The sequence below is a fragment of the Halomonas sp. LC1 genome, assembly GCF_030247125.1.
Classification (GTDB): domain Bacteria; phylum Pseudomonadota; class Gammaproteobacteria; order Pseudomonadales; family Halomonadaceae; genus Vreelandella.
Genome location: NZ_JASSPG010000003.1, coordinates 208,147 through 224,289, shown reverse-complemented (window position 1 = coordinate 224,289; position 16,143 = coordinate 208,147). Strand labels below are relative to the sequence as shown.

17 protein-coding genes, 1 tRNA gene and 1 pseudogene are annotated in these 16,143 nt (G+C 54.2%); 9 read left to right on the top strand and 10 right to left on the bottom strand.

Annotated elements, in window-relative coordinates:
- Nucleotides 1-28 precede the first annotated feature (28 nt).
- On the top strand, nt 29-229 hold the full coding sequence (locus QIT27_RS06740) for a hypothetical protein (RefSeq protein WP_159342261.1): 201 nt from the start codon (nt 29-31) through the stop codon (nt 227-229).
- A 368-nt stretch (nt 230-597) separates the two neighbouring features.
- On the opposite strand, the gene QIT27_RS06735 is transcribed toward QIT27_RS06740, so the two are convergent.
- The 5 genes from QIT27_RS06735 to QIT27_RS06715 all read right to left on the bottom strand — a co-directional run bounded on the left by QIT27_RS06735 (nt 598) and on the right by QIT27_RS06715 (nt 3,153).
- Nucleotides 598-674, bottom strand: a tRNA-Pro gene (locus QIT27_RS06735).
- A 114-nt stretch (nt 675-788) separates the two neighbouring features.
- Nucleotides 789-1,601: an inositol monophosphatase family protein gene (locus tag QIT27_RS06730; RefSeq protein WP_285263281.1), complete on the bottom strand. Its 813-nt coding sequence runs from the start codon at nt 1,599-1,601 to the stop codon at nt 789-791.
- Nucleotides 1,602-1,666: 65 nt separating this feature from the next.
- Complete coding sequence (locus tag QIT27_RS06725) at nt 1,667-2,119, bottom strand: anti-virulence regulator CigR family protein (RefSeq protein ID WP_285263280.1); 453 nt, start codon at nt 2,117-2,119, stop codon at nt 1,667-1,669.
- 128 nt (nt 2,120-2,247) lie between these two features.
- Complete coding sequence (locus QIT27_RS06720; protein ID WP_285263279.1) at nt 2,248-2,637, bottom strand: pilin; 390 nt, start codon at nt 2,635-2,637, stop codon at nt 2,248-2,250.
- 78 nt (nt 2,638-2,715) lie between these two features.
- On the bottom strand, nt 2,716-3,153 hold the full coding sequence (locus QIT27_RS06715) for a pilin (protein ID WP_285263278.1): 438 nt from the start codon (nt 3,151-3,153) through the stop codon (nt 2,716-2,718).
- A 232-nt stretch (nt 3,154-3,385) separates the two neighbouring features.
- Between QIT27_RS06715 and pilB the strand changes: the two genes are divergently transcribed.
- The 6 genes from pilB to QIT27_RS06685 are packed head-to-tail and all read left to right on the top strand — an operon-like array spanning nt 3,386 to nt 9,019.
- Complete coding sequence (gene pilB, locus QIT27_RS06710) at nt 3,386-5,143, top strand: type IV-A pilus assembly ATPase PilB (RefSeq protein ID WP_285263277.1); 1,758 nt, start codon at nt 3,386-3,388, stop codon at nt 5,141-5,143.
- 8 nt (nt 5,144-5,151) lie between these two features.
- Nucleotides 5,152-6,381: a type II secretion system F family protein gene (locus QIT27_RS06705; protein ID WP_253016309.1), complete on the top strand. Its 1,230-nt coding sequence runs from the start codon at nt 5,152-5,154 to the stop codon at nt 6,379-6,381.
- A 29-nt stretch (nt 6,382-6,410) separates the two neighbouring features.
- Nucleotides 6,411-7,256: a prepilin peptidase gene (locus QIT27_RS06700; protein WP_285263276.1), complete on the top strand. Its 846-nt coding sequence runs from the start codon at nt 6,411-6,413 to the stop codon at nt 7,254-7,256.
- A gap of 33 nt (nt 7,257-7,289) precedes the next feature.
- Nucleotides 7,290-7,886 (top strand): dephospho-CoA kinase, encoded by a 597-nt coding sequence (gene coaE / locus QIT27_RS06695; protein WP_285263275.1) that lies wholly within the window; start codon nt 7,290-7,292, stop codon nt 7,884-7,886.
- Nucleotides 7,887-7,900: 14 nt separating this feature from the next.
- Nucleotides 7,901-8,134 carry a DNA gyrase inhibitor YacG gene (yacG, locus tag QIT27_RS06690; RefSeq protein ID WP_159342269.1) on the top strand — a complete coding sequence of 78 codons (234 nt, stop codon included), beginning with the start codon at nt 7,901-7,903 and terminating at the stop codon, nt 8,132-8,134.
- A 15-nt stretch (nt 8,135-8,149) separates the two neighbouring features.
- A complete protein-coding gene (locus QIT27_RS06685; RefSeq protein ID WP_285263274.1) occupies nt 8,150-9,019 on the top strand; it encodes a DNA replication terminus site-binding protein in 870 nt (289 codons plus the stop codon).
- Here QIT27_RS06685 and QIT27_RS06680 read toward each other — a convergent pair.
- The gene (locus tag QIT27_RS06680; protein WP_159342271.1) at nt 8,996-9,358 is read right to left on the bottom strand and encodes a hypothetical protein; all 363 of its coding nucleotides are present in this window, start codon (nt 9,356-9,358) and stop codon (nt 8,996-8,998) included. The genes QIT27_RS06685 and QIT27_RS06680 overlap by 24 nt on opposite strands.
- Before the next feature lie 357 nt (nt 9,359-9,715).
- On the opposite strand from QIT27_RS06680, the pseudogene QIT27_RS06675 reads away from it, so the two are divergent.
- Together QIT27_RS06675 and QIT27_RS06670 are read left to right on the top strand one after the other, a co-directional pair.
- Nucleotides 9,716-10,012 (top strand): annotated as a pseudogene (locus QIT27_RS06675) (helix-turn-helix transcriptional regulator); the annotation flags it as partial.
- Nucleotides 10,013-10,036: 24 nt separating this feature from the next.
- Nucleotides 10,037-10,549: a hypothetical protein gene (locus tag QIT27_RS06670; RefSeq protein ID WP_285263368.1), complete on the top strand. Its 513-nt coding sequence runs from the start codon at nt 10,037-10,039 to the stop codon at nt 10,547-10,549.
- Nucleotides 10,550-10,631: 82 nt separating this feature from the next.
- On the opposite strand, the gene QIT27_RS06665 is transcribed toward QIT27_RS06670, so the two are convergent.
- The 4 genes from QIT27_RS06665 to QIT27_RS06650 form a co-directional block, all read right to left on the bottom strand.
- Entirely contained in the window at nt 10,632-11,006 is a 375-nt protein-coding gene (locus QIT27_RS06665) for a histone-like nucleoid-structuring protein, MvaT/MvaU family (protein ID WP_253016301.1), read from the bottom strand.
- A 312-nt stretch (nt 11,007-11,318) separates the two neighbouring features.
- Complete coding sequence (gene rpsA, locus QIT27_RS06660) at nt 11,319-12,998, bottom strand: 30S ribosomal protein S1 (RefSeq protein ID WP_285263273.1); 1,680 nt, start codon at nt 12,996-12,998, stop codon at nt 11,319-11,321.
- A gap of 184 nt (nt 12,999-13,182) precedes the next feature.
- Complete coding sequence (gene cmk / locus QIT27_RS06655; protein ID WP_285263272.1) at nt 13,183-13,872, bottom strand: (d)CMP kinase; 690 nt, start codon at nt 13,870-13,872, stop codon at nt 13,183-13,185.
- The gene (locus QIT27_RS06650; RefSeq protein WP_285263271.1) at nt 13,862-16,096 is read right to left on the bottom strand and encodes a bifunctional prephenate dehydrogenase/3-phosphoshikimate 1-carboxyvinyltransferase; all 2,235 of its coding nucleotides are present in this window, start codon (nt 16,094-16,096) and stop codon (nt 13,862-13,864) included. Before QIT27_RS06650 ends, cmk begins: the two co-directional genes overlap by 11 nt.
- Between the last annotated feature and the right edge of the window lie 47 nt (nt 16,097-16,143).

Here is a 16,143-nt window from a genome sequence, read left to right as displayed (position 1 = left end):
CACGTATTGACAAGGAAAGGAGCACGACATGGAAATGATCGACCAACTGCAAGATGGCAAAACCAAAGCTTTCGCCAAGCACTGTTTCGAGCGCTACTCTCCCGAGGAGCTCAACAGCGCGGCAGAAGGCGCGCCAGATCAAGCGGAAATGGAGCACTGGGGCATCACTGCCGGACAGTGGGAAGAAGCCGTTGCAGCAGCGCTCGCCGATCATAAAGCGCAAGGGTAACATCGCATGCGGTTACGCTTGGCTGATGAAGGAACATCAAGCAGGCGGGTCAGTCAAAGATACAGATTCGGCGCAATGGAACCAGGAGGTTCACATGAGAAAATGGATAGTGATGGCCCTCTTCAACTGGCTTCGCAAGCCAGCTAATCGTCAAAAGGCCAAAGCTGCCTGGAACGACTTACGCGGTCAACAAAAGCGCCCTTCAGGTGCGTCGTCGCCATCTTCAAGCCGCAATGCTTCACGACATCCCCATTCTTCCCGCGACCACCGCCGGTAACTAATATAAGTCTGGCTTTGAGAAAGGCCAGTTTTTATCCGTGACACGACACAAAAAAGCCGCTTCGATGAACGAAGCGGCTTTTCAGTATTGGTCGGAGTGACAGGATTCGAACCTGCGACCTTTGCAACCCCATTGCAACGCGCTACCAAGCTGCGCCACACTCCGATGTCTTCTTGGCATTTGCCTCAAGACGGTGCGTATACTAGCGCTTTATTAGCCAAATGAAAAGCCCTTTTTGCGCTTTCTTTTCAAATGCTTGCCGTTAGGCACGCTAAAGCGTTAGCGATCCGCCTGTTTTAGCATTGCGGCCATGGCGTCGTATACCTTTGGGGTGGTGGCCAGTAGCTGCTCTGGGAAGAGATCCGCTGGAACATCCGCGGGTACATCAATGAGATGCCCTACTTTCGCCCCTGCTTCCCGAGCAATCACCCAACCCGCTACAAAATCCCACGGGGAGACGGTTTCGTAATAGGCGTCCAACCGGCCGCAGGCCACATCGCAAATATCCAGCGCCGCTGAGCCGTTACGGCGTACGTCCTGACAATGGGTTAACGCCGCTTCAAGTCGGGGTAGCAACTGTTTACGGGCCGCTTTGTCGTAGGGGAAGCCGGTGCCTACTAGAGTGCTCTCCAGCGCATCGGCATTACTTGGCGTGATTGGCTGTTGATTACAAAATGCGCCTAACCCTTGCGCAGCGCTAAAGGTGTCGTTCAGGAAGGGAGCATGCACCACACCGACCTTACCGACTCCTTGCTCAATCCAACCGATGGAGACCGCCACGTGGCGAAGGCCTTGCGCAAAGTTCACAGTGCCATCGATGGGGTCCACGACCCACAGCTGCTCAGCGGGGTTACGCAACGCCTCTTCAGGGCTTAGCTCTTCGCTCAGGCGCGCCTCCCCTGGGAAGTGCTCTTCTAAACGCTGGCCAATCAGTTGATCGACGGCTACATCCACATCGGTGACTAGCTCGATGCCTGCCTTTAATCGCTGGCTGAAAGTTTGCTGCTCGCGGGCATCACGAATCATCTGCCCCGCCTCTTCTGCAATACGCACTGCTAGCGCTAAGCGCTGTTCCAGAGTGACATTCGCCATAGGTGCTCCGTTTTATTGGGTCAACGTCATCGTTCACCCAGCATAAACGCTGCCCTGATAAGGCGCTAGCGCAGAGCATCTACCAGCACATCGACCACCACTCGGGTCGCAGCTTCGATCAAGACCACGTCTGCGCCCACGCGCTCCCATTCGTAACCGGGATAACGCGGCAATTGGTTAGCAATCGGGCCATCAAAGCGCTTGGCAATCCCAGGTGGCAACGGCTTACCGCGTTCTAATTGGCGCTGGATGCCTGGCGGCAGCGGCTCTGCTCGAGGGGCTTCGTACTGACTCAACAAGCGCAGCAACTCGCGCTCATTGATTCTGGGCAGATCGACCGAGCGATAATCACGCTCATCATGCTGACGCGGTGTCTCATGGTGAGGTGAGCGCTGATGCGATGAAGAGTCGTTGTGGTGATGACGAGCCCCATGGGCAGGCGCGTGGGAAGGCTGAGCCATCGCAGAGGGTTGCCAAACCAGTAAGGCGATTACAACGGCTAGAGTGATAGGTTTCATATCGAGCTCCTTGAGGTTTTAAATCCAGCTAGGAGCTTTGAGTGTATATAGCAATTGCGCAGGGAGTGTGGAAGAAGAGTGAGTTATAAAATACAACCCAAGAACGAATATCTAGCCAAGCAACTTGCCTAAGGCACAACAAACCGCTCAATTTGGCCATTAGCGGTAATCTGGGCCTGAACACCCGTGCGCTGAGTGTCGAGCAGCAGCGAAGTTGCTTCGCCACCATCTTCGTTTGCAAATACGCCACGAAAAGCTGACGCCACCGCAGCTTGGTCTGGCTGACCTTCACCACCTACACCACACGCAGCAAAGCTGAACGGCCTCAGCACTTCACTCAGGTTATCAGTAGCTAATACTTGTGTTTTAAAGGTTCTTAGCTCCTGCTGGCAGGCACCAAAAGCAGAGCGATCAAGGTAGGCTATATAGGTCGGTAGAGTTAAGCTTGTCAGCACTGCAATGATCGCTATGACAACCACTAACTCAACTAAAGTAAAACCGAAACTCCGTATATTCAAGCCAGTAGCCTCTCCTAATACTATAAAATGCTGCCTTCTATAAATAGAAGGCAGCAAGTACTAAAGCAGACCAATCAATTAGCTTGGTTCATCGCCACCATCATTTTCATCTTCATTTTCTGTTTGAACAACGATATTTCCTGATACAACATTCAGAGTTCCAGCATCCGACCTTGCGGTAGGAATAGCTACCGCTGTATCACTAGGTGTAATAAAAGCTTCGGCAAGAGCTTCTGGGTCACTAACAGTACATGCAGTAAAGCTTATATCTACATTACTTACAATTTCAGCTGTTGTAGCCGATGAGTTGAAAGAGCTATCCGCCAAAACCGCACTACGGAACGAAGAAAGCTCGCCCTGGCATGCACTCACGGCTGCACGATCCAGATAGCTACCATACTGCGGCACGCCCACAGCCGCTAGCACGCCAATAATTGCCACCACAATCAGCAGCTCAATGAGGGTAAAGCCCTGCTGCTTGAAGCGGCGGGGTTGGTTAGGTTGGGTAGTTTGCATTGCGAGGTTCCCTTGCGGTGATGAGGTTATGAGTAGGCTAGGATTCACTAAACCGTCGCCTAACATACAGCTTACAGTAGCTTACGAACCCGGCTATGGCAACTAGCTTTCTCATCCGTTTAGAGCCTCAATTTCAGCCTATGTCATCGCTTAGGCTCAGCTTGGCAGGTACCTCACGCGAAGTAGATGTGGTACAACGCACATATATCGATGATGAGCCAATGAGTGACCCATGAACCAGTCTAGCCCGGAGTCTACCCTCAGCCACGCGGCCCTAAACGGGGGGCTGCGAGGCATCGCCAAGCGACTCGTCAAGCACGGGCTTCTCACCGATGCTCAAGCGTCTGTTGCAGAAAGCACCTCCTCGAAGTTAGAAATTTCGCTTTTGCAGCATGTCGTCGATAGCGGCTTAGTAGATGCTCACGATGCCGCGGTCGCAGCAGCTTGGGAATATGGCTTACCCGTTATCGATTTAGAAGCGATCAGGATCAATGCTCTTCCTCCAGCTAGCGACTACCCTATCAAAATTTTACAGAGGCTGAACATTTTGCCTCTGGCCCGCCATGGTCATCGGCTAACCGTAGCTGTTCCCTATCCAGCCACTTTGACACAGCTAGACGAGCTGCAGTTTGCAACAGGCCTGAGTGTGGATGGTGTTCTGGCACCTGCTGACCAGCTAAGCAACGCCTTGGCACTCTATTTAGCACAGAACGAGCGTAGCATTCTCGAAGAACTGGAGAATGTTGATGACGCCGTTAGCGGGCTTAATATCATTCAAAATGCTGATGGCGATGAAGTTGCCCTTGATCAATCGGATCAGAGCAACGAAGACGCACCTGTCGTTAAATTCGTCAATAAAATTCTGCTGGATGCTATTAGCCGAGGCGCTTCCGACATTCATTTTGAGCCGTATGAAAATCAGTTAAGGGTACGGTTCCGCGTTGATGGGATGTTAGTCGAGGTTGCCCGGCCACCGTTTACGCTGCGTGAACGCTTGGCTGCTCGTTTAAAAATCATGTCCCGCCTTGATATTTCAGAGCGACGCTTGCCGCAGGATGGTGCGCTGAAACTGCTTCTATCCCGTACGCGTTCCATAGATTTTCGCGTCAACTCGCTACCAACGGTTTGGGGCGAAAAAATCGTTTTGCGGATACTCGACCCTACTTCAGCTCAGCTCGGTATCGACCAGCTAGGGTTTAGCCCTGAACAGCAGGCCATGTATGAAAGTGCTTTGAAAAAGCCGCAAGGTATGATTTTGGTTACGGGACCCACCGGGAGCGGCAAAACAGTCACGCTGTATACGGGTATCAACATTCTCAATCAAACGCAACGAAATATATGTACCGCTGAAGATCCGGTGGAAATTAAAGTATCAGGCATTAACCAGGTCAACGTGCTTCCCAAAATTGGATTAGATTTTGCCAGCGCTTTGCGCGCTTTTTTACGCCAAGACCCTGACGTGGTGATGGTGGGCGAAATTCGTGATCTAGAAACGGCGGAAATTGCGGTTAAAGCGGCTCAAACCGGTCATTTGGTACTCTCCACCGTTCACACTAATTCAGCGGCTGAAACGCTGACCCGACTTGCAAATATGGGAGTGGCGACCTACAACATTGCCAGCTCGGTGAGCCTAATCATTGCTCAACGTCTTGCACGAAAGCTATGCCGTAAATGTAAAACGCCTGCAGACATTCCTGTCGAAGCACTTCGCAAAGCGGGGTTTAGCCAGCAAGATATACGTAAGGCGACTATTTACAAAGCGGTTGGTTGCAAACAGTGCACGCAAGGGTACAAGGGGCGGATCGGTATCTATGAAGTCATGCCGATTACCGATGACATGCGTCAACTGATCATGCGCGACGGCAACGCCATCGAGATCGACCAGCAAGCGCGTCGCGAGGGCTACCCTAGCCTTTACCAAAGCTGCCTCAGCCGAGTCTTGGATGGCAGCACCAGCCTGGAAGAAGTCAACCGAATCAGTAAGGAGTAACGCCGCCCATGGCCAAAGCCAAGGCTCGCCGCGCCAAGCCCGCCCCGCTGCACCGCTGGAAATGGGCGGGCAAAGGTCCTCAGGATCGCCCCATGCGAGGCGAGCTGATTGGCCGCACCAAAGCCGATATCGTCGAGCAGCTTGCGAAGCAGCGCATCGTTGCCAGTAAGATTCAAAAACGCAGCAGTTTCAGCGGCCGCGGTAAAGTGACCAATGTCGATATCATGGTGTTCGCACGCCAGATGGCGACCATGGTGCGTGCAGGCATCCCTATTTTGCAGGCACTTCAAGCCGTGTCGGAAAGCTTGAAGAAACCCGCCATGGTCGCGCTGACCCAGCAAATCATGGAAGACGTGTCGTCCGGCGATAGCCTTTCCAGTGCCATGGCAAAACATCCTCGTCAGTTCGATCGTTTATTCGTCAACTTGGTGGATGCAGGAGAACAAGCCGGCGCGCTCGATCAAATGCTCGAACGTATTGCCAGTTACAAAGAAAAAGTCGAGTCACTCAAAAACCGCGTCAAAAAAGCGCTTTGGTATCCGACTTCGGTCATGGCGATTGGTGTGGGGGTAACCATGCTTTTGCTCATCAAAGTGGTACCTGAGTTCGAGAGCATGTTTCAAGGCTTTGGCGCCGAGCTGCCCGCATTGACACAGTTCACCGTCAATCTCTCTGACATGGCCCAGCAATATTGGCTGCATGCACTGGGCTTCTTAGTCGGTAGTGTGATGCTGCTGAAAACGGCCGCGCGCCGTTCACCCAAGGTCGCCTATCGGCTCGATGGCTTATTGCTCAGGTTACCGGTAATTGGCGACATCATGCATAAATCGGCAGTGTCCCGCTTCACTCGAACCCTCGCGACGACCTTTGCCTCCGGGGTACCATTGATAGAAGGCCTAGAAACCGCTGCCGGCGCCGCCGACAATCGCGTCTACATCAAAGCAATCAATGAAGTGCGCCAGGATGTCACCACTGGGCAGCAGCTTCATTTTGCGATGCGGATGACGAATCGCTTTCCTGCGCTGGCCGTTCAGATGGTAAGCATCGGCGAAGAGGCTGGATCCCTCGATGCCATGCTCAATCGGGTGGCGGATTATTACGAAGAGGAAGTCGACAATAAAGTCGATGCGCTGACATCACTCATGGAGCCCATCATTATCGTCGTGCTCGGTGCCCTGGTGGGAGGCGTGGTAGTGTCGATGTATCTCCCGATCTTCGAAATTGGCACGGCGCTATAGAGCAGGCCACTCAATCCATTAGGAGTATCATGGGCTTACCGCCACTATTATTGTCAGTCTTCGCAGGGGTCATGGGGCTGTGTTTGGGCAGCTTTCTCAATGTCGTGATCACGCGGCTACCGGTCATGCTGATGCGCCAGTGGCGTAACGAAGCTCTCGCTTCGTTGGAGCAGCCCACAGAGCCTACCCCTCGCTTCAATCTTGCCTATCCACCGTCCATGTGCCCTCGCTGCGAGCACGCCATTGCCTGGCACGACAACCTCCCTGTCCTCGGGTGGTTGAAGCGTCGCGGGCGCTGCGCCCATTGTCAAACTCGTATCAGCCCTCAGTACCCGGTGGTGGAAATCATGGGGGGCGTACTGGCGATTGCCGTCATGGCGCTGCATGGCTGGCAACTTTCGAGTTTGTGGATATATGCCGCCTGCATGACGCTACTCGTGTTAGCCGTCATCGACCTGCGCACATACCTTCTACCGGACATACTGACCCTACCGCTGCTGTGGGCGGGTTTGGCCTACCAGCTTCTGTTTCAGCCCGTCATGCTATCTGGCGCCGTGTTAGGGGCCATGGCGGGGTATCTCGTCTTGTGGGGCTTTTACTGGCTCTTCAAGCTCGTCACGGGAAAGGAGGGCATGGGCTATGGCGATTTCAAACTACTGGCAGCGCTAGGTGCTTGGTTAGGCTGGAGCATGCTTCCGCTACTGCTGATCGTGTCTGCCGGGTTGGGCGCACTCATTGGCCTGATGGTACAAGCGACACAACCTCGTCTGCGAGGCCAAGCCATGCCGTTTGGCCCCTTTTTGGCATTATCAGGCTGGGTGGGGTTACTCATGGGCGATGACCTCATGGCACTCTACCTGTCACTGGTATACTGAATCATTTATCGGTTCTGTCATTTAAGGGTTAACATGATCATTGGTGTTACCGGCGGTATTGGCTCAGGAAAATCCACCGTTGCTCGTCTATTTGGGGAGTTGGGTATCGGCTGGGTGGATGCCGATGACGTGGCAAGAGAGATTGTCGCCCCTGGCGAACCAGTACTCGATGCCATCACTGAGCGGTTTGGCATGCAGGTGCTGAATAATAACGGCAGCCTAAACCGAGCCACCCTGCGCGAGATTGTATTTACCGACCCCAGTCAGCGTGCTTGGCTGGAGTCCGTTACCCACCCGCGTATCCGCGAGCGGCTACTCGAACATCTGCGACAGCTTTGCACCCAATCACCCTATGTACTGCTGGTTTCCCCACTGCTTTTCGAATCGGGACAGGATGCGCTGGTAAAACGTACGTTGGTGGTGGACGTTCCCGAAGCAGAGCAGCTCGCGCGAACGTTGGCCCGTGATCACGTGAGCGAGCAGCAGGTGCGTGCTATCCTCGCGGCCCAATTACCACGCGATGTGCGACTCTCACGTGCCGACGATGTCATCGACAATAGCCGAGGGCGAAATCATACCCAACGGCAAGTGGCCGCACTCGACCAACAGTACCGTAATAGCATAACGTGAAGGAGCTTTCACCGATGACGATTCCCGCTAACGATGCCCCGCTCGAAGTGGATTGCCCACAGTGTGGAACACGCGTGACTTGGGGGCCTAGCAGCCCTTTTCGCCCCTTTTGTAGCAAACGTTGCCAGTTACTGGATCTCGGCGCTTGGGCAGAAGAGTCTCACCGTATCTCGGGAGAGTCCGCCATGGATGAGGCCGATATCGAGACGCTTCTAGCTCAAGCGGATAAAGACGCTCCACTCTCTTGAGACGATGCCTCACTGATGTCTGACGCCTTACGACCCCACTATCGGTTATTGCATGAGCTGGATGAACGCTTCGACCAACTGACTGCAGCCATCCACCGTGCAGCAACGCTTTATGAATCAGCGCCTCCCGCCACGTGGCGTTTGTCAGGGTCAGGCGATGCCACTTGGCTGAGGGATGCGCTTCTAGACATGTGGCATCAGCAGCATCAAGACGGCCGAGAAACGCGTAATTACATTGCCGTCATCGCCGCCGACGAGCCGCTGATTGAGGCCTTTCAAGAGGTCAACGCTGCCAAAAGTGCCATCAGCACACTTTTGCAACGCATCAAGCAGAGCGAGCCGGGCGGACTCAGTAACGCCAAGCAGCGCCTCCCCCAGCGTCATCCTGATGTCGAGAAAGTGCTCCGCACCGGGGGAATGGCGCGACTGCATTTGAAACAGTGCTGGCGTCAATTGCCTATCGTCGAAGCACCGGTCGCACGAGTGCGGCTCGCGTGGTACAGCAGCGGCCGCTCCATCAAACGCATCACCGTCCAAGAGGCAGAGCAAAAGCTATTACAGCTGGATAGCGATGCTCCCCATGTCCGCATACAGCTGCGAAAACTCGCTGGCATACCCAGCAGCGAACCGTTGGCGCAGGTACAAAACCAAGCACCGCTCATGCGCGCCAACCTTTTCTTCACGGAACCGCTGATGGATGGCCAGACACGGCGAGCGTTAAATATTGCCATGCCGCTGGTGGTACCCGCGCATGAAGGCCGCTTGCCGCATATCAAAGTGCCCCCTATGGAGCCACCCGCACAACGAACACGCGCCAAGCGGCGGGATGAAAAGCTAGAAAGTGACGCTTTTTTGCCCAGCTTACGCGTTTATCGCTACCGCTAGCGGATCGTTGGCAACCACCGGTAACCGGTCCTTTGTCCATAAGCCGTAAGCCAGCAGCGTTTCAATGAGCGCTCTCACTTCCTGCTCGGACTGATCGTATTCATTCATGAGAGCCCTCAGACGCTCTGCAAAATGCGCCTCCTGTGCTTTTTCATGCGCCTCTTGGTCGTCAGCTTCTAAGGATGCTAAAGAGCGTACAGGCGGCCCGGTGGGAATATCAAAATCACTCTCAGGATCGTCCAACTGACGCAATGCTTGCGCAAAGGCGTCATCCAGCTCACGAAATTTACGTAGCTTTTCACGCTCATCCAGTTGTTTTTGAACCTTTTGATATTTCATTGATGTTTCATTTACACCTTACAAAAAATGGTCGATACGCCTGCCAAACAGGCCTTTTTAACGAAAAACTGTGCACAAACGCGTAAACATACAGAGCAAACTTGCCTTTGCTTGAGCTTAGCAGCATAAAGACAACATCGTGATGGCAACACGAATCGGTAACAATGGTTTACCGCTATCGTATGGACAGTGACACTACGCCATCACACGCCAAGGATGTTAGCTCACTCGACGATACTCCCTATTGATAGGCAGTGAGCAGAGCTATGGGCTGCCAGCACTTGTACCATACGCACCGGGAGGGTGCTCTACAGGCAAGATATCGACCTGTATGACTCACGCATAGGAGGCCAGATAATGTTCAATGCAATGTCGCGAGCTGAGATCTGGCTACAGGACACGCTTGATCAGTCATTGAGTATCGAAGACCTAGCGAACCACTTGGGGTATTCTGCCTCGCAGGTGCGCAGACAGTTTCGCCAATGCTTTCATACATCCCCAAGCGCTTACCGAGAGCAGCGTCGCCTAGAGCGTGCTGCCGTTCTCTTATCACTGACATCACAAAATATAGCGCATATCGCCTTACGCTGTGGGTACGTCAATCACTCCTCTTTCTCACGAGCCTTTCAAAGGCGCTACCAGCTAACTCCGCGGCATTATCGCCAAGCGCTAAGTGGTATGCGCCATTTAGCCGCACCTCAAAGACAGTTTACGACGACCATCGAGAAGAGCCGCCCGCGACAGGCTGTTTTTATGCGTATTTATGAAGCACCTGACGCTATTGATGGGCTGGGCAGCAAAAAACATCATGCTAACCATCTTAGCTGCTTTGAAGCACAATTAGGGCGAGCCACACCGACCGTTGCCTTGCCTGACTTATTAGCCAATACCGTTGCCGCTTTAGACACTTCTCAACCGCAAAACAAGTTGAGAACCGATATTGGACTTTACTTAGAGCCTACGGCTACCACGGAGAATTTAGCACTGCCAGTGGCTTATCGCAGGGTAGACTCTCCCGCTCAGCACTTTGCCACGACACGTTTCGATCAGTTCGATGAGCTAGCGGATGCGCTAGCCTCCACGCTCTTGCGCATCATTCACCAAGAAGATACGTTTCAGATTAGTGGAGATTCTCCGCGAGTACTGTGGCATCCAAATCACTTGGAATTACGCGTCCCGCTTCAATATTGAGCAATGTTGACTGGAAACTCTTCTCTATCGCTGTTTAAAAAGAATTCCGGCACTTCTTTGCAGAAGTGCCGGAATGATTTGTTTAGTCTTCCATCCGCACGAGCCAAGACTCGACAGTGTCATCGCCGTGCTCGTCTTTCCAGCTACGCAGGCCTTTGTGATTGCCGCCACGGGTTTCGATAACCTCACCAGTGTGCGGGTTCTTGTAGATCTTCAGACGACGCTTGCGGCGCGTAGAGGCAGCAGGCGCTTTAGTGCTGACACGCTGATCGGCAGCAGGGTCAAGCAATGCGACCACGTCTGCCGGGCGCTTACCAAACTCGTTCATCAACGCTTCCAGTTTGGCTTTAAACTCTAGCTCGCTTTTAAGGCGCTGATCGCCTTCTAAACGCTGCAGTTCTTCTTGTAGCTGCTTAAGCTGCTGTTCTTTCTGGATGTAATCGTTTAACAAAGACATAGGGAGTCCCTTTTTTGCTTTAGATGTAACGGCAATGGTATTCAGCTGGACCACTCAATACCGATCAGTTCAGGATGCGGTGACATTATTGCCTTAATTATGCTAATTGACAACAGTCTAGTTGATTTTGATCCATTTACTAAACATTTTTTTAAACGCCAACTTGCCAAAGCCCACAACGATTAAAGCCACTCTTCAAACAACACGAGCACTGCTAATACAGATTAAGAAAGTAAATCGAAGTGATGTAAATTTTTGCAAAAAAAACGCCGCCCTAGAGGGCGGCGTTTTTATAGGCGTCAGACTAATAACTTAGTCTTGACCCATCTGCTGCTTGATCAGATCACCGATAGTGGTCGGGCCACCGGCGGCTTCTGGCTCTTGCTCACGCAGTTTCTTCAGGTTTTGACGAGTATCGTCTTGCTCTTTCGCTTTTACCGACAGATTGATCTGACGGCTCTTGCGATCGACGCTCACGATACGCGCTTCAACGCTGTCGCCTTCGTTCAGAACGTTGCGTGCATCTTCAACACGGTCAGCGCTGATTTCAGAGGCTTTGAGGATAGCGATAACGTCTGTCGCCAGCTCAACGTGTGCTTCTTTGGCGTCAACTTCTACAACGCGGCCAGTCACGATGCTGCCCTTGTCGTTCACAGACAGGTATTCAGCAACCGGATCGGAATCCATTTGCTTGATACCCAGGGAGATACGCTCGCGCTCCGGGTCGATAGACAGAATAACTGCTTCTGCTTCGTCACCCTTCTTGAAGTTACGAACGGCTTCTTCGCCTGTTTCAGTCCAAGAGATGTCGGACAGGTGAACCAGACCGTCGATACCGCCTTCAAGGCCGATGAAGATACCGAAGTCCGTAATGGACTTGATGGTACCGGAAACACGGTCGCCCTTGTTGTAATCGGCGTTGAAGGTTTCCCACGGGTTAGCAGTGCACTGCTTGATACCCAGAGAAATACGACGACGCTCTTCGTCGATATCAAGAACCATCACGTCAACGTCATCGCCCACTTGAACGACTTTAGACGGATGAATGTTCTTGTTGGTCCAGTCCATTTCAGACACGTGAACCAGACCTTCGACACCCTCTTCCAGCTCAGCAAAGCAACCGTAGTCCGTCAGGTTCGTGACGACAGCGTGTACTTTGGTGCCTTCCGGATAACGGTCTTTGATGTTGACCCACGGATCTTCGCCCAGCTGCTTCAGACCCAGTGAAACGCGGTTGCGCTCACGATCGAACTTCAGCACTTTGACGTTGATTTCGTCGCCAACGGCAACGATTTCAGACGGATGCTTGATGCGCTTCCACGCCATGTCGGTGATGTGCAGCAGGCCATCGACGCCGCCCAAATCAACGAAAGCACCGTAATCGGTCAGGTTCTTGACGATACCTTTGATCTGCTGGCCTTCTTGCAGAGTGGCCAGGAGCGCTTCACGCTCGGCGCTGTTCTCTGCTTCCAGCACGGCACGACGTGATACGACGACGTTGTTGCGCTTCGGGTCGAGCTTGATGACTTTGAAATCCAGCTCTTTGTTTTCCAGGTGCGCAGTGTCGCGAACCGGACGAACGTCCACCAGAGAGCCCGGCAAGAAAGCACGGATAGAGTCGACGTCGACAGTGAAGCCGCCTTTGACTTTACCGTTGATCACGCCCTTGACGATTTCGTCTTTCTCGAAGGCTGCTTCCAGAATCTTCCAAGCTTCTGCGCGCTTGGCTTTTTCACGGGACAGACGTGTTTCACCGAAACCATCTTCGACGGCTTCCAGTGCAACGTGAACGTCATCACCGATGGCGATGGTCAGTTCACCGTTTTCATCGCGGAATTGTGCCGCAGGGATTTGACCTTCGGACTTCAGACCAGCGTTAACGGTAACCCAGTCACCGTCAATGTCGACAACCTGAGCCGCGACGATGGCGCCTGGCTCCATGTTGATGTCGTTAAGAGACTGTTCAAACAGTTCAGCAAAGCTTTCGCTCATGGTTTTCCTACGTGATCAACGTTGTTGAGGCATAACTGCCTTCTCCGTACCACCAGCGAGTACGGGCCTAATGTCACTCAGCTTTTGGAGGCGTTAGCGCTGGTTAGACCTGACCGGGCTCACTGAGATGATGCTGTCGCCCTGCCACGTCGTGACACCTTTCCAAAAACGCCGCAAGGGAGAATCAAATGCCGTTAGACATGCCGCGTTGGGCAAGCAGTTCGGTCAGCCGATCAACCACTTCCGGTATGCTCAGGCGCGTGGTATCAAGCGTGATGGCATCGTCTGCCGGCTTGAGGGGAGCCACACTGCGTTGCGTGTCGCGTGCATCGCGTGCCTGAATCTCCTTTAAAAGACTCGACAGACTAGCATCCACCCCAGCTTCCTGCAACTGTAGATGCCGTCTGCGCGCCCGCTCTTCGGCACTGGCCGTCAAAAAGATCTTCAAGGGAGCATCGGGGAACACGACCGTGCCCATGTCGCGACCGTCTGCCACGAGCCCCGGCGCTTGACAAAAATCGCGCTGCCTCTGGAGAAGCGCCGAACGCACTTGTGGTAAAGCGGCCACCTTGGAAGCGCGTTCACCGGCTTGTTCGGTACGGATGGCGCGACCAACGTCCTCACCCTCTAAGAGCGTGCAGGGTAAGCCATCCGCCACCGGAAACGCGACATCGAGCGATGCCGCAATGCTGGCGAGTGCCGCCTCATCATCCAGCGAAACGCCATGCTTGACGGCGGCTTGCGCCGTCAAACGGTAAAGCGCCCCACTATCCAGCAGGTGCCAACCCAACCGTTCGGCCACGAGGCTGCTAATCGTGCCTTTGCCGGCACCGCCGGGGCCATCGATCGTCAGCACAGGTACCTTAGCGGTCATTGGCACCCTCCACCTCGACGCTCATCCCAATTCGTTGAGCCAGTGCGACGAAATCGGGGAAGGAGGTCGCCACGTTGGCACAGTCATCAATGATGATTTCGGCACCGGCACGCAGCGACGCAATGGCAAACGCCATGGCAATGCGGTGATCGCCCAGGCTATCGATACGACCACCGCCATAGCTCGGTTCGCTATCGTTGCCGTTACCCACAATGTCGATGCCGTCCTCTACCACCGTATGCTCGACACCCAGCACCGCAAGGCCATCGGCCATCGCCTGAATGCGGTCAGACTCTTTCACGCGGAGTTCTTCTGCACCGCGCAGGCGGGTCGTGCCGTGCGCATTGGATGCCGCAATGAAGAGCGCCGGGAATTCATCGATAGCCAGCGGCACTTGATCGACGGGGATATCGATACCTTTCAAGGGCGCGTAACGAATACGGATATCGGCAACCGGCTCGCCCCCCACTTCGCGCTCGTTCTCCAGGGTTAAATCAGCGCCCATCAGGTTCAAAATATTGATCACCCCAATCCGCGTCGGGTTGATGCCCACATGTTCCAGTGTGATATCGGAACCCGGCGTAATCGCAGCCGCAACGAGAAAGAACGTCGCCGAGGAGATATCGGACGGAACATCGATGGGTCCAGCGGTTAACCGACCGCCGCCTTGTAGCCAGCAGGTATCCCCTTCACGGGATACTTCGTAACCAAAACCATTGAGCATACGTTCGGTATGGTCACGGGTAGGCGCAGGCTCGCGCACACGGGTTTCGCCTTCGGCATACAGCCCGGCGAGTAGCAGACAGGATTTCACCTGAGCACTGGCCATGGGCATGTCGTAGTGAATACCCTTTAGCGCTGCGCCACCCTGGATTTTCAGCGGCGGACGACCGCCTTCGGCCGTATCGATCGTCGCCCCCATAAGTCGCAAAGGATCCGCGACGCGACCCATCGGGCGCTTAGTCAGCGACTCATCGCCGGTCAATTCGCTGTCGAAGGATTGACCGGCCAGCAGGCCAGCAAAGAGACGCATTGCCGTCCCGGAGTTACCCACATAAAGAGGCCCTGCTGGCGCTTTCAAACCGTGCATGCCGACGCCATGGATCGTCACGCGGCCTTGATGCGGCCCCTCAATCGCCACTCCCATCTCGCGGAACGCCTGCAGCGTTGCCAGGCTATCTTCACCTTCGAGGAAGCCTTTGACCTCCGTCACCCCTTCTGCCAACGCTCCTAGCATGATCGAGCGGTGGGACATGGATTTATCGCCCGGCACACGCAGACGCCCCTGCGCCTGGCCGCCCGGCTGCACCCGATAAGTCACTTTACCGTGTGGTTGCATATGATATTCCGCCTGATAACTGGTTTTGTTCAATAACGTATCGAAATAGTGACGCGCATGACTGGCCCGATCAAAAGTGGCGATGAGTGCATCGCTATCCCCCTCCTCCACGGCTTGACGCAGACGCGTTAGACCGGCCTCAAAATCATCCAGCGACGATAGCACTGCCTCTCGGTTGGCAATGAAGATATCCCGCCACATGACCGGATCGCTGCCCGCAATGCGCGTGAAGTCTCGGAACCCGCCTGCCGCATAACGAAAAATATCCAGCCGCTCATCTTGACGCGCTAGGGTGTCCACCAGGGAAAAGGCCAACAGGTGCGGCAAATGACTGGTTCTCGCGAGTACTTGATCGTGGCGTTCGACACTCATGTGGAGCACCTGTGCACCACAAGCCTGCCACAATGCCTCTACGCGTTTCAGCGCTAGTGCATTGACGTTGGCCTCAGGCGTCAAAATCACCTTGTGGTTCTCATAGAGCAAGGGGTTGGCCGCAGCTACACCACTCTTTTCGGAACCCGCAATGGGATGACCCAGCACCATGTTCGGCGGCACGCAGCCAAAGACACGCTCGGCACACTCTCGAATCGTTGCCTTGGTACTACCCACGTCGGTGATGACCACATCGCTGGCTGCGTCGGAAAGCGACTCGGCCAACTGGGTCATGACGCGCTCCATGGCCAGCACAGGCACCGCCAGCACGACCATGGAGACATCCTTCAACAGCTCGCCGAGCCTAGTACCGCCCGAATCGACGAGACCAAGCTCAATGCCCAGAGCCACTTCGTCATGATTAGGGTCGCAAGCGACGATGTGGCCGTCATAGCCAGCGGCGCGCAACCCAGCAGCCAGCGAGCCGCCAATCAACCCCAACCCAACGATCAAGATCCGCGATTCATGACACGACGCACGTTTGTTCGTATGCCCTGACA

Bases quoted from the DNA above. Each gene is read 5' to 3' on its own strand.
- QIT27_RS06740 (WP_159342261.1), top strand. From the start codon at position 29: ATGGAAATGATCGACCAACTGCAAGATGGCAAAACCAAAGCTTTCGCC.
- QIT27_RS06730 (WP_285263281.1), bottom strand. From the start codon at position 1,601: ATGGCGAATGTCACTCTGGAACAGCGCTTAGCGCTAGCAGTGCGTATT.
- QIT27_RS06725 (WP_285263280.1), bottom strand. From the start codon at position 2,119: ATGAAACCTATCACTCTAGCCGTTGTAATCGCCTTACTGGTTTGGCAA.
- QIT27_RS06715 (WP_285263278.1), bottom strand. From the start codon at position 3,153: ATGCAAACTACCCAACCTAACCAACCCCGCCGCTTCAAGCAGCAGGGC.
- pilB (WP_285263277.1), top strand. From the start codon at position 3,386: ATGAACCAGTCTAGCCCGGAGTCTACCCTCAGCCACGCGGCCCTAAAC.
- QIT27_RS06705 (WP_253016309.1), top strand. From the start codon at position 5,152: ATGGCCAAAGCCAAGGCTCGCCGCGCCAAGCCCGCCCCGCTGCACCGC.
- QIT27_RS06700 (WP_285263276.1), top strand. From the start codon at position 6,411: ATGGGCTTACCGCCACTATTATTGTCAGTCTTCGCAGGGGTCATGGGG.
- coaE (WP_285263275.1), top strand. From the start codon at position 7,290: ATGATCATTGGTGTTACCGGCGGTATTGGCTCAGGAAAATCCACCGTT.
- yacG (WP_159342269.1), top strand. From the start codon at position 7,901: ATGACGATTCCCGCTAACGATGCCCCGCTCGAAGTGGATTGCCCACAG.
- QIT27_RS06685 (WP_285263274.1), top strand. From the start codon at position 8,150: ATGTCTGACGCCTTACGACCCCACTATCGGTTATTGCATGAGCTGGAT.
- QIT27_RS06680 (WP_159342271.1), bottom strand. From the start codon at position 9,358: ATGAAATATCAAAAGGTTCAAAAACAACTGGATGAGCGTGAAAAGCTA.
- QIT27_RS06670 (WP_285263368.1), top strand. From the start codon at position 10,037: ATGCGCCATTTAGCCGCACCTCAAAGACAGTTTACGACGACCATCGAG.
- QIT27_RS06665 (WP_253016301.1), bottom strand. From the start codon at position 11,006: ATGTCTTTGTTAAACGATTACATCCAGAAAGAACAGCAGCTTAAGCAG.
- rpsA (WP_285263273.1), bottom strand. From the start codon at position 12,998: ATGAGCGAAAGCTTTGCTGAACTGTTTGAACAGTCTCTTAACGACATC.
- cmk (WP_285263272.1), bottom strand. From the start codon at position 13,872: ATGACCGCTAAGGTACCTGTGCTGACGATCGATGGCCCCGGCGGTGCC.